The organism is Microvirga massiliensis, assembly GCF_001006805.1.
Taxonomy (GTDB): Bacteria; Pseudomonadota; Alphaproteobacteria; order Rhizobiales; family Beijerinckiaceae; genus Microvirga; species Microvirga massiliensis.
In genome coordinates this window covers 59,471-71,476 of record NZ_LN811366.1, presented here as the reverse complement: position 1 = coordinate 71,476, position 12,006 = coordinate 59,471, and the positions used below count along the sequence as shown (strand labels likewise).

Sequence of the window (12,006 nt, the reverse complement as noted above, 5' to 3'; positions counted from 1 at the left end):
TGGCGAGATCCAGATGGCGTCGACGCCGAGCCAGTTCAGATAGTCGAGCCGCTCGACGATGCCGCGCAGGTCCCCGACGCCGTCTCCGTTCGTATCCTGAAACGAGCGGGGATAGATCTGGTAGATGACTGCCCGCTGCCACCATGCGAGTTTATCGTCAGCGCTCTCGTGCAAAATTCCGCTCCCGCTCCGCCCAAGTCGCCAGCAGGACCGTCGACGCAGCAACTCCGAGCCCAAGCATTCCGAGCGCTCCCCGGATCCACGTGGACGAGGCAGAGCGGACAGCCGGCCTGCTGCGCGCGTCGAACCGGCCGTGCGACCCTGGATCGCCGGGCACGGCTTCGAAGAGATTGCCAGGCTCGCTGGCGTCGGCCGGCTCGTCGGTCATCTGGCCCTCCCAGGCGGCGCGCGCCGCGAGCCGGTCGAGAAGGCCGGGGGCGATCATGGTCCCCACGATCGCCCGTACCGAAGGCCAGCCGATCCACAGCTCCCGCGGCGCCTCCTCCGCGGCCCGTACGATGGCAGCGGCAATCGCCTCGGGCTGGTGGATCGGTGGAACGGGCTGCAACCGGCGCGGCATACGGCTGCGAGCCCAGTCGAACTGAGGCGTATTCACCGCCGGCAACTGCACCATGGTAAGCCGGATTCGGCTGCCCTGGTGAATGAGCTCGCTCCGGAGGGAATCCGTAAAGCCACGGACGGCAAACTTTGCCCCGCAATAGGCGGATTGCAGCGGGATCGAACGGTAGCTCAGCGCAGAACCGACCTGAACGATGGTGCCATGGTCGCGCGGACGCATATGCTTGAGGGCTGCAAGAGTCCCGTGCACCTGGCCGAGATAGGTCACCTCCGTGACGCGCTTGAACTCGTCCGGCGCAGTGCGGTGCACAGGCGCGAAGACTGTCGCCATGGCGTCATTGACCCATACATCGATGCCGCCCCATTCATGCGCGACCCGGTCCGCCGCCGCGAACACGGCCTCGGCATCCGCAACATCGGCTGGCAGCATGAGTGCGCGCCCCCCTGCCCTCTCGACGGCGCGGCCCGCGGATCCGAGCCTTTCATGGCCCCGGGCAATGAGAGCGACATCGTAGCCTTGCTGTGCAAAGGCGATGGCCGTTGCCCGCCCGACGCCGGCCGATGCGCCGGTGACCACCACCACGGGTCTGCTGCCGCGACCTGTCCTCTGCACGGAATTCACCATCACGAGTTCCTCAATCCTGCCCGAAGGCCACGGTGCTCAACAATGCAAGTTCGGCCTTGCGCGAGTCGAGTCGCGTGTGCTGGACGATGATCGGCACATCGGATTCGAACAGCGACGAGTAGTCCGTGTCGCGCGGCACCGGCGCGGGATCTTCGAGATCGTTGAATCGCAAATGCAAGGTGCGCTTCGCCGGTACGCGTACCTGGTACGGTCCGACCGGATCGCGGTCCGCGAAGAATAACGTGATCCGCACCTGTGCATCGCGGTTGCTCGCGTTCAGAAGGCAGGCGGTCTCATGCGATATCAGGGTACGGTCGTCGCTCGTGCTGTGCGAAGGGATATAGCCCTCCGCAATTGCCCAGACTTTCCGGCCGACGACCGTCATGATGCATCCCCATTAAGACCCATGCTCCGGGCGACGAATTCTGCAATATGCAGCGTCGCGCGCCCTGTCCCTTGCTCGATCTGTTCGCGACAGCTGAAGCCATTCGTCAGGATGGCTACGTCCGGTGCAGCGGCGCGTACCGCCGGCAGCAGCACTCGCTCTCCGATCTGCTGCGAGATCTCGTATTTTCCCTCCTCGAACCCGAATGCACCGGCCATACCGCAGCAACCGGAGGGCACGACATCGTAATGCAGGCCAAGCCGGTCAAGCAGCCTGCGCTCTCCCTCCGTCTTGATGATCGCATGCTGATGACAATGGACATGGACGAGCGCCTTCTCGTGCTCCGCGCCCGCAGCCGCCCCGATCCCATGGGCCGCGAGGAAGTCACTGAAGAAGACAGTCTGTTCGGACAAGCGCTGCGCCGATCGATCCTTTGGAAAGAGGTTTACGAGTTCGTCCTTGAAGGACGAAACGCATGCGGGCTCGAGCCCCACGACGGGAGTGCCGGCTTCGATATCGTCCTTCAGGACGGTGAGCGTGCGCCGCCAGAGCTTTTCTGCACGGTCGAGCCAGCCCCAGTCATAGAGCGGACGCCCACAGCACAAAGGACGCTCGGGAATGACGACATCGAATCCGGCCGCCTCGAGCACTCTCGTCGCCGCAATCGCGGTTCTTGGTCGGAAGTAGTTGTTGAACGTGTCGGGCCACAGAAGCACGCGTGCCCCACCGGGACGGGCCTGCTCCCGCCGTCTGAACCAATCCACGAAGGTTTGAGTGGCGAAACGCGGAATCGTACGCTTTTGCGCTATCCCGGCCGACGCCTTGGCTGCCCGTGCGAGAAGCGGCATTGTGGTGAGCATGTTTGCGAGCCGTGGTGTGCGCGAAGCGATATGGGCGAGCTGATGGATCCGCCCCATCGAATACGCAGCGCGGGGCCGTAGCCGCGAAGCATAGTGATGTGCCCGAAACTCGGCTTTGTAGGTTGCCATGTCGACATGGACCGGGCAGTCGCTCTTGCATCCCTTGCACGCAAGGCAGAGGTCGAGGGCGTCTTCGACAGCCTGGCTGTGCCATCGGTCCTGAATCGGCCCTCCATGGAGCATCTCGAACAGGAGCCGTGAACGCCCCCGCGTCGAGTATTTCTCCTCGTGGGTCGCGAGATAGCTCGGGCACATGACCTCGTCATGGCTATCGTGCCGCCGGCACTTTCCGACGCCGACGCAGCGTTGCGCCGCTCGGTCGAAGCTGCCTTCCACCGGATAGGAGAAGTAGGTGTCGAGCTTCGGGGGCTTGTAGCTTGGCCCGAGCCGCAGATCCGAGGTGATCGGGTACGGATCGACCACCTTGCCAGGGTTCATTCGCCCCTTTGAATCCCAGATCGCCTTGAACTCGCGAAAGCCCTCGACGAGAGCCGGCCCGTACATTTTCTCGAGGAGCTCTGCGCGGGCCTGCCCGTCGCCGTGCTCGCCGGATAGAGAACCGTTGTAGCGCACGACGAGGTCGGCTGCCTCATTGAGAAACTGCCGCCAAGCCGCAATGCCGGGCTCGTCGTAGAGATCGAATGCCACCGTGCAATGAACGAGGCCGTCGCCGAAGTGCCCATAAACACAAGGATTATAGCCATACTTGTGGAAGAGCGCCTTGAGCTCGCGCAGGTATGGGCCGAGGTTGTCTCGGTGAACCGCCGAGTCCTCCCAGCCGGGCCAGGTATCCGGGTGATTGGGAACGTAGGATTCGGCTCCAAGGGCAGCGTCTCGCACCATCCAGATGCGGTTCTGTTTGTCCTTGTCTTGCACAAGGCGGGCGTCCACGCTCTGATCGCTGCGAAAGGCATTGACAAGCCCCTGCGCCTGCTCGACCGCGGCATCCCTGAAATCGGCCCCGAACTCGACCACGAGCCAACCGCACCCCTTCGGCAGGACGTCGAGGTTCTCCTCGTGCAGGTGCTTGGTCCGGATGTGGTCGACGAGCAGTTCGTCCACCCCTTCGAGACCGATCGGCTTGTGCTCGAGCACGCGCGGGACTGCATCCGCAGCCTCGAAGATGTCCGGGAATCCCATGATGACGAGAACCCGCTCGGGCGGGTTGGGAATCAGGTCGAGCGTAGCCTCGAGGACGGTGACGCAAGTGCCCTCGGTACCCACGAGCGCACGCGCGACGTTGCAGTCATTCTCCGGGAAGAGCTGATCGAGGTTCTCATAGCCCGACACGCGCCGTGGAATTTGCGGGAAGCGCGCTCGCACGAGGTCGCCATATTTATCCCGCAACTCGATGAGCTTCCCATAGATTTCACCTCGGCGTCCACCGGCGCGCAGGATTCCGCGCAGGTCGTCCTCGCTCGTCGGCCCGACCGAGAGGCGAAGGCCATCATAGGTCAGCACTTCGAGCGCACGGACGTTGTGCACGGTGATGCCGTTCATGAGGGCATGCACGCCACCCGAGTCGTTTCCGATCATGCCTCCCAGCGTATTATGGTCATGCGTCGCCGGATCGGGACCAAAGGTAAGGCCGTACCGGGCCGCCTCGTCGCGCAGCGTATCGAGAATGCAGCCAGGCTCGACTCGGGCGAGCCGGCGCTCCGGGTCGATCTCGATCACGCGGTTCAGGTATTTCGAGAAGTCGATCACGACGGCTGTGTTGCAGCATTCACCGGCGAGGCTCGTTCCGCCGCCGCGGGGCAGGAGCGGAGCATCGAAACGGCGGCAGATCTCGACCGTCTGGATGACGTCCTCCTTGCTCTTCGGGATCACGACCCCGATCGGCACCTGGCGATAATTGGAGGAGTCTGTCGCGTAGAGTGCCCGACTGCCGTCGTCGAAGCGCACCTCTCCTTGGATCGTCGCTTTCAAGGCATCGGCAAGTGCGGCAGGGTCTAGATCGGGCGTAACCGTGTATGCGGTGCGGATACGCCCATTCGGCGCGAGTTCGATGCGGCGGTCCGGCTGACCTCTCGGTCTGCCTGTGGCCTTGATCGACGGGTCGGTTTCAGCTGCGTGAGCCATACCAATCTCTCCGATCTCAAACGGCGAATTGCTCTATGTCGGCCCGCTTGAGATCCAGCCCGTGGCCTTCGCGCGACAGATCCGGGCGGATTACTCCGTCTTTCGGGACAGGCGCGCCATCGAAGAACATCTGCTCGATGCGAGCGTGATCATGAAACCACTCGATGTGACGAAGGCGTGGGGCGGAACAGCAGACCGGCAGGTGAAGCGCAGGCGCGGTATGGGCCGAAAGCGGCAGCGGATGCGCATCAGCGAGGGCTGCAGCTTCGAGGAATCCCGTATAGCCGCAGCAGCGCGTTGCATCGGCCTGTATGACATCGACCGCGCCTGCATCCATCATGCGCTTGAAGTAGAATGGCTCGTATCCGTACTCACCGGCGGCGATCTCGAGTCCTCCGGGCGCTCTGTCGCGTAGGAGGCGCAGCCCTGTGAGATCGTCGCTCGAGACCGGCTCCTCAAACCAGACGATACCGATGCAAGCGGCCTTTTCGGCAAAGAGCAGCGCCTGCTTGCAATCGAAAGCACCATTCGCGTCTATCATCAGGTCGGCAGTTCCGATTGCCGAACGGGCCGTGCGGATGCGCTTGAGATCCTCCTCAGGGTGGCTGCCAATCTTCATCTTGACGAAGCGGCACCCCTGCTCGGAAACCCAGTTTCCGAGTTGCTGGGCCAGCCTTTCCAGCGAGTATGTCGTAAACCCTCCGCTGCCGTAGATCGGAACCTCGTTTCGCGCAGCGCCGAGCAGTTCCACGAGCGGGAGCCCGAAGAGGCGCGCCTTGAGATCCCAGAGTGCGACGTCGACGGCGGAGATCGCGTTCGCACACAGACCCCGCCAACCGAGATTGCGGACGGCGCCGATCATCGCCTTCCAGTGCCTTGGAACGGCGAGTGCATCCTCGCCCATCAACACCGGCGCCAAGATGTTGTCGACCAGCCTCGTGACAATTGCGCTGGAATACGTGTAGCCGAGCCCCTTCTGACCGCCGGCGCTTACCTCGACAATGATGATCGTCGTGCGATCCCAGGCGAAAGTACCGTCGGCCTCGGGGGCGTCGGTCGGTATGGAGTAAGCCCGGGCCTCGATGCGCTGGATTGCTACATGGTCCCTTGCCATGGCTTGCCCGTCCTCAGATGAGTTCGCGGACGGTATTGGTTGCGGTGGTGAGCGCGATTTTGCTGGCGTTCGGTGTGCCGCGGGCAAGCGCCTCGGCAAAATGCGCGGCCTGCTCGAGCGAGACCTTAGGCGGCATCGGGGGCTCGTGCGGGTCCACGACCGCCTCGATCAGCACCGGGCCCGGCGTGGCGAGCGCTTCGCGCAGGATCGCGCCGCAGCGCTTCGGATCCTCGATCGTGAAGCCCGGGATCCCGAAGCCGCGCGCAACTTGAGCAAAGTCAATCGGCTGCAGTTCGCAGGCAAATTCCGGGTTGCCGAGAAACACCATCTGCTCCCACTTGATCTGGCCGAGAGTGTTGTTCTTGATCACCACCACCTTCACGTTCAGGTTGTATTTCACCGCCGTTGCGAACTCGCCCATCAGCATCGTGAGCCCGCCATCGCCCACGAAGGCGATCACCTGCCGGCCCGGATAGGCGAGGGCCGCCGCATTGGCATAGGGCAGCCCGCATGCCATGGTGGCGAGATTGCCCGAGCAGGAAAACTGCATCGCACCGCGGATCTCCAGGTGCCGCGCCGCCCAGGTTGTGATCGTCCCGGAATCGGTTGCGATGATCGCATCCTCTGCGAGCAACTGATTGAGCTCGTATGCCACCACCTGCGGCTTCAGGGGCACGTCCATTCGGGTGCCGCGCTCCTGCATGAGCGCCCGCCACTCGGTCATGCCGGCCTGGGCCTGCTCGAGGAACGACCGGTCGGCATGGTGGTCGAGTCGCGGCAGGAGCGCCGCGAGCACCCGCCTAGCATCGCCGACGAGGGCGGCCTCTATGGGATAGCGCAGCCCGACCCGCTTAGGGTCGAGCTCGACCTGGACGGCACGCGCGGCGCCGGGTTTGGGGTAATACTCGATATAGGGAAAGCTGGAGCCGACGATGAGGAGTGTGTCGCAGGCCTCGAGCGCCTCCTGGGATGGGCGGGTGCCGAGCAGGCCGGTGCCGCCGGTCGTAAAGGGGTGGTCATCGGGCAGTACCGCCTTGCCGAGCAGCGGCTTGGCGACCGGCGCGCCGAGCCGCTCGGCGACCGCCTCGACTTCGGCCCGAGCATTGAGCGCGCCGCGACCGGCAAGGATCACGATCTTCTTGCCCTCATTCAGGATCGCGGCGGCCCGGGCGAGCTCGTCCTCGCTCGGGACATGGGCGCTCTCGGCCATACGGTCTGATACATGACCGGGGCGGTTGCGCTTCGAGCGGTGGGCTTCCTTCAGGCTCTGCTCCTGGAGATCGACCGGGATCGTCACATGGGCGACGCCGCGATAGGCGAGCGCGGTCCGGCAGGCGAGCTCGGTGGTGTTCTCGACATGCGCGGCGCCCATGATGCGGGCGTTGTAGACGCAGACATCCTGGAACAGCTTGTCGAGCTCGACATCCTGCTGGGTGTAGGTGTGCAGGAGATCGTGGAACTGCAGGCCTGTGATGGCGAGCACGGGCTGGCCGTCGAGCTTGGCGTCGTAGAGGCCGTTGAGGAGGTGGATACCGCCGGGCCCGGAGGTCGCAAGGCAGACCCCGAGCCGGCCGGTCCATTTGGCATGTGCGCAGGCCATGAAGGCGGCGGCCTCCTCATGCCGGACCTGGACGAAGCGGATCTGCTCCTGGCGCTGGCGCAGCGCCTCGATGATGCCATTGATGCCATCCCCCGGCAGGCCGAACACCGTGTCGACTCCCCAGTCGATCAGCGTGTCGACCAGAATCTCAGCCGCCATTACCGCCATGATGGTCTCCCTGATTGGTCATTGGGCAAAGGAACAGCGGCCAGCCGCAAAATTGCTCGCGTCGCTGCTGATTCCTCCCGCGGGCGTCTGGACCGCATTGGTTCAACGCGGTGGTCGCCTGCTTCGCCCCCCTGGAAGGCCGTTTGTGTCCAGTTGCGGACCAACTTTTGTGCTCTGCGCCGGCTCAGCCCGACCGCTCGGAGCCAAGGCACGGCCAACCTTGGCTGTTGGCCGGGGCCCCCTTGATGCCTCTATTCGCCCCTCGCCTACCGATACCGCTCGTGATCGGCTATCAACGGGTGATGAATGATGTGCAGCCGACAGATCGTGGCTCAGTCCTGGAATCCCGCAATGGGCTCCTGCGTGTCCTCCCGCGGTCCGAGCTCGAGCGTCTCGCCCCACTTCTCCATCCGGTAGACCTCAAGCCCCGCCAGATCCTGCACCATTCCGGCACTCCGATGGATCAGGTCTACTTCATCGAGAAGGGGCTCGTATCCGTTTCCGCCAAGAGTGCTCGGGACAAGTGGGTGGAAGTCTGGCTGACCGGCTCAGAGGGCATGACCGGCATCCCTGTCGTGCTCGGCGACGATGACGAGCCCCCATTTCGACGCGTCGTGCAAGTCAGCGGGAGCGCGCTTCGCATATCGCGTTCCGATCTTCAACGCGCGATGGACCAGTCCTCCATCCTTCGCTCGCTCCTGCTGAAATATGTTCAGGTCGTGCTCCTGCAGACGTCGCAGGCGAGCGTCTGCAATGCGACGCACGATCTCAAGCAGCGCCTCTCGCGCTGGTTGCTCCTCGCCCGCGACTGTCTGGATGACGACGCTATCCCCCTGACTCACCAGGTGCTGTCGCGCCTCCTCGGCGTACGCCGACCGAGTGTCACCCAGTGCCTCGGCGCGCTCGATCAGGAAGGCGTGCTCCGAAACAGCCGTGCTCACGTCAGAATTACCGATCCCGAAAAGCTGGAGGCGGTCGCATGCGACTGCCACCGCCTCATTCGGTATGAATACGAGCGCCTGCTCGGAATGCGGCGCAATCACACCTGATTCTCGAGGGACAGATCGGAAAGGCTCGCTCTGTCGCGCGCTGCAGTCATTGCTCGCGCAATGACCATGCTCGTCGGCGCATTCCGGCGCAGACTGTCGATCAAGCAGGGCAGATCAGAGCAGGTCCGCGGCGCAATTATCCGGAACCTTCTTCGCCCGCTCCTCATCCAATGGATCGTCCGGTCCTGACCGGAGATGATTGAGAGGAGAATCCCATGTTGGCTCGTCTTGCTGCAGCTGCGATTCTGGCCGGCACCCTGGCGCTGCCCGCCCTGGCGGCCGATCAGGTCGAGAAAGCTCCGCCGGCAGGCGCATACAAGAAGGTCAGCGAGCTCGTGAAGCTGCCCGACTTCCTGCCCGGCCTCGGCCAGCTTTACGTCAATCCGAAGACTCTTCCGGCTGGTCCATTCCTGGCCTACGACCACGACGGACGGCTGGTCAGCACCGTATACATGCTCCCGGTCAAGGACATCACGAACAAGGACAAGCGCTTCGACAACCTTCCAGCTCCCGGCGGGAACGTCGATCATGTCGATGTCTACTTCAACGCCGGTCACCCCGGGGTTGAAGAGCCTCACGTCCACGTGGTCCTGTGGCATGTTCCGAAGGCGGACGAAACGCGAGTTGCGGGGAAGTGATGCAGTCCCGCAGACATATTCTGCGAACCGGCGCGGGCCTCCTCGCCGGCCTCGCGGCATTCCGCCTTCCGCTCGCGGACGAGTTCGCCGAGATCCGGATGCTTGGCAATGCCGACGGCTCGGATGTCTGGTTCGATCCTGTCGGGATCAGGATCAAACCGGGCCGGCCGATCCGGTGGACGAATCTCGATCCTGGGAACTCTCATACGGCGACAGCCTACCACCCGCGGAACTTCGACCGTCCCCTCCGTATCCCGCGAGGCGCGGAGCCGTGGAATTCCGATTACCTGCTCCCGAACGAGACCTTCCACCTCACTCTGACGGTCGAAGGCGTCTATGACTTCTACTGTATCCCGCATGAGCATGCCGGGATGGTCGGGCGGATCATCGTCGGCGATCCGGCCAAGTTCCCTGCCCCGGGCCCAACTTCGCAAGGCGCCGAGCCCATTCCGGAAATCGCACTGCATGCACTTCCTGCCGTCGACGAGATCATGCGCAGGGGCATGGTGCGGCGCGCATAACTGACAACCGCTCTCGCGGAACCCTTGTGAGTATCGGTCGATGCGACCGGTGCCTGTGTGGACTCCTTGACGGGAGGGTTGCCGAACGGGCCGACTGGTGCTGAGGTTTGCGCGTGTCCACCTCCGCGAGCGAATCCCTGGCGGATCATCCTGCAGCCGCGAAACCCAGCCCGAGGGTGGTCGTTACGACGCTCGGAATCACCCAGATTCTTGCCTGGGGCTCGTCCTATTATCTCCCGGCAGTGCTCGCCAAACCGATTGCTGCCGACACGGGGTGGTCATTGGGGTTGGTCGTAGGCGGCCTCTCGTTCGGCCTGCTCGCGGCCGGGCTGGTGTCGCCGCGTGTCGGGCGCACCATCGACGCGAAGGATGGCCGCCTTGTTCTCGCCCTGAGCTCACTCCTGCTGGCGCTGGGGCTTGCCGGATTGGCTCTCGCCCACAGCCTCGCGACCTACATGATTGCATGGCTCCTGGTGGGCACCGGCATGGGCGCGGGTCTCTACGATGCGGCGTTTGCGACGCTCGGTCGCCTCTATGGCCGGGAAGCCCGCAGCGCGATCTCGATCCTAACCCTCTGGGGCGGCTTCGCGAGCACGGTCTGCTGGCCCTTGAGCGCCTATCTCGTCGAGCACCTCGGGTGGCGCGGGACCTGCATGGTCTATGCAGCGATCCAGGCTGTCGTTTGTCTGCCTCTGCATGCCTTCGTGCTTCCCGGGGCGGGCACAGTCGCGCCGGACGGCACGTCAAGGGCGAGTGGGTCGAGGAGGCTCGAAGGCACCGTGCTGTCGAGAGATCGGCGCATGCAGGCGTTCATTCTGCTCGCGGTCGTGTTGACGCTCGGATCGGTAATCTCGTCCATGATCGCCGTGCATCTCCTGACGTTTCTCCAGGCGCGCGGCCTCGAACTCGCGGCGGCGGTTGCACTCGGGGCGCTCGTCGGGCCATCTCAGGTCGGTGCCCGAGTGATCGAGATGGCGTTCGGGCGCCGCTACCATCCGATCTGGACCATGACGGCCTCGGTGACGCTGGTCGCGGGTGGTGTTGCGCTCCTCCTGCTCGGCCTTCCGATTCTGGCCATCGCTTTGGCCCTCTATGGCGCGGGGAACGGGATCGGTTCGATCGCGCGAGGCACCCTGCCGCTCGCCCTATTCGGACCACAGGGCTACGCCTCGCTCATGGGCAAGCTCGTGATGCCCAGCCTCCTCGCCCAGGCCCTAGCTCCCTCGCTCGGAGCGATCCTGATCGAATGGAACGGATCCGGTGCGGCCCTCGCCTTCCTGACTGGGCTCGCCGCGCTGAACATCGGCCTCGTCGGCGTACTCTGGGTCCTCGCGCGACCAGCCACCTCGCCGCACGAATGAATGTGTCGGCCCGCCAGGCGATACTCACGGCAGTGCGGTATTGGTCGAAGGTAGCGTTTGTCAGCCCCCGAGTGCAGCAAGAAGTGCAGATCGGTTCGGCTCTCGCGCAACAGCCACTTGCGCGAACTTAAGCGGCTCCAGCGCGCTTGCAATCTGCTGGCTCAGCGTCACGGCTCGGATCGCCTCGCAAGCCTGGGCCAGTTCACCGACCATGGCGATGTCACGGAAGGTGAGTGCCGTCCTGACTGAGAGGAACAAGACAACGGCGACCTCGCCGGCCGCGATGGCATGCCGCGCCTCATCCGTCAGAGTGCGTGCTGGGCGGGATTCGTAGACGATCGCGCGGCGTACTTCGAAACCGAATGGGGCCAGCAACGGCCCGAGATCTCGCGATACGACATTTCCACTGAGATAGGCCAACGGCCCATTGCGAGGAGCAAGGTCACGATGAACGAGACGGACCAGATCGGTCGCCGTTCCACTGGCGCAGTGCAGCGAGACGAAGCCGGCCTGGGCAAGCGGCTCCGCCGTTGCCGGGCCAACACAGTAGGCGGGCAGGTTCCTGTCCACGGATACCGCCCTGGCCAGTTCCCGTGCTCCGTTCGCCGAAGTCAGGAGAACGGCCTGAGCGCCCGAGAGAGCGCCGTCGTGCCAAGTCCGAGGAGCAATCTCCAGCATGGGCGTGATCATGGGCTCCCACCCGAGGCGGGCGAGATCTGCCGCAAGCATCCGAGACTGCTGCAAGGGTCTTGTGAGAAGGACCCGCATCCCGGCCATGTGGCCCATCTCGAGTTCGGCAGGGCTCACCCCAGCATCTCCACGACGATCCGCTGCACCTCCTCGCGAGTCATCTTTGGAATCTCGGGAGTCCACGAGACGACAGCGCGGTCCTGCGGACTCGGTTAACCCACTCGAAGTTTCACGGGGCGGGTATCCGCAATACGGTTATTCGGAAAGGATGTTG

Annotated in this window: 11 protein-coding genes; 4 read left to right on the top strand and 7 right to left on the bottom strand. The window is 64.1% G+C overall.

What is annotated here, in order from left to right:
- The 6 genes from BN1233_RS45395 to BN1233_RS36080 form a co-directional block, all read right to left on the bottom strand.
- A partial coding sequence (locus tag BN1233_RS45395) for an alpha-amylase family glycosyl hydrolase (protein WP_244889847.1) occupies window positions 1-177 on the bottom strand: 177 nt, incomplete at its 3' end.
- Complete coding sequence (locus tag BN1233_RS36100; protein WP_046868496.1) at window positions 158-1,204, bottom strand: SDR family oxidoreductase; 1,047 nt, start codon at window positions 1,202-1,204, stop codon at window positions 158-160. The genes BN1233_RS45395 and BN1233_RS36100, both read right to left, overlap by 20 nt.
- Before the next feature lie 10 nt (window positions 1,205-1,214).
- Entirely contained in the window at window positions 1,215-1,589 is a 375-nt protein-coding gene (locus tag BN1233_RS36095; RefSeq protein ID WP_046868495.1) for a sensory rhodopsin transducer, read from the bottom strand.
- On the bottom strand, window positions 1,586-4,591 hold the full coding sequence (locus tag BN1233_RS36090; protein ID WP_082145861.1) for an FAD-binding and (Fe-S)-binding domain-containing protein: 3,006 nt from the start codon (window positions 4,589-4,591) through the stop codon (window positions 1,586-1,588). Before BN1233_RS36090 ends, BN1233_RS36095 begins: the two co-directional genes overlap by 4 nt.
- 16 nt (window positions 4,592-4,607) lie before the next feature.
- The gene (locus tag BN1233_RS36085; protein WP_046868494.1) at window positions 4,608-5,705 is read right to left on the bottom strand and encodes an enolase C-terminal domain-like protein; all 1,098 of its coding nucleotides are present in this window, start codon (window positions 5,703-5,705) and stop codon (window positions 4,608-4,610) included.
- Between the two features lie 13 nt (window positions 5,706-5,718).
- Entirely contained in the window at window positions 5,719-7,473 is a 1,755-nt protein-coding gene (locus BN1233_RS36080; RefSeq protein ID WP_046868493.1) for a thiamine pyrophosphate-dependent enzyme, read from the bottom strand.
- 281 nt (window positions 7,474-7,754) lie between these two features.
- Here BN1233_RS36080 and BN1233_RS36075 point away from each other — a divergent pair, with 281 nt between their 5' ends.
- From BN1233_RS36075 to BN1233_RS36060, 4 genes are all read left to right on the top strand, one after another.
- Entirely contained in the window at window positions 7,755-8,522 is a 768-nt protein-coding gene (locus BN1233_RS36075) for a Crp/Fnr family transcriptional regulator (protein ID WP_052764088.1), read from the top strand.
- Window positions 8,523-8,737: 215 nt separating this feature from the next.
- Window positions 8,738-9,160 carry a DUF5602 domain-containing protein gene (locus tag BN1233_RS36070; protein WP_046868492.1) on the top strand — a complete coding sequence of 141 codons (423 nt, stop codon included), beginning with the start codon at window positions 8,738-8,740 and terminating at the stop codon, window positions 9,158-9,160.
- Complete coding sequence (locus tag BN1233_RS36065) at window positions 9,160-9,681, top strand: plastocyanin/azurin family copper-binding protein (protein ID WP_046868491.1); 522 nt, start codon at window positions 9,160-9,162, stop codon at window positions 9,679-9,681. The genes BN1233_RS36070 and BN1233_RS36065 overlap by 1 nt, the downstream gene beginning before the upstream one ends.
- Before the next feature lie 113 nt (window positions 9,682-9,794).
- A complete protein-coding gene (locus BN1233_RS36060; RefSeq protein WP_425311777.1) occupies window positions 9,795-11,042 on the top strand; it encodes an MFS transporter in 1,248 nt (415 codons plus the stop codon).
- A gap of 60 nt (window positions 11,043-11,102) precedes the next feature.
- Here BN1233_RS36060 and BN1233_RS36055 read toward each other — a convergent pair whose 3' ends face one another.
- Window positions 11,103-11,849, bottom strand: coding sequence for a uroporphyrinogen-III synthase (locus tag BN1233_RS36055; RefSeq protein WP_046868490.1), 747 nt, complete (start codon window positions 11,847-11,849; stop codon window positions 11,103-11,105).
- Window positions 11,850-12,006 lie beyond the last annotated feature (157 nt).

Coding starts and splice junctions, on each gene's coding strand:
- BN1233_RS36100 (WP_046868496.1), bottom strand. CDS start 1,204: ATGGTGAATTCCGTGCAGAGGACAGGTCGCGGCAGCAGACCCGTGGTG.
- BN1233_RS36095 (WP_046868495.1), bottom strand. CDS start 1,589: ATGACGGTCGTCGGCCGGAAAGTCTGGGCAATTGCGGAGGGCTATATC.
- BN1233_RS36090 (WP_082145861.1), bottom strand. CDS start 4,591: ATGGCTCACGCAGCTGAAACCGACCCGTCGATCAAGGCCACAGGCAGA.
- BN1233_RS36085 (WP_046868494.1), bottom strand. CDS start 5,705: ATGGCAAGGGACCATGTAGCAATCCAGCGCATCGAGGCCCGGGCTTAC.
- BN1233_RS36080 (WP_046868493.1), bottom strand. CDS start 7,473: ATGGCGGTAATGGCGGCTGAGATTCTGGTCGACACGCTGATCGACTGG.
- BN1233_RS36070 (WP_046868492.1), top strand. CDS start 8,738: ATGTTGGCTCGTCTTGCTGCAGCTGCGATTCTGGCCGGCACCCTGGCG.
- BN1233_RS36065 (WP_046868491.1), top strand. CDS start 9,160: ATGCAGTCCCGCAGACATATTCTGCGAACCGGCGCGGGCCTCCTCGCC.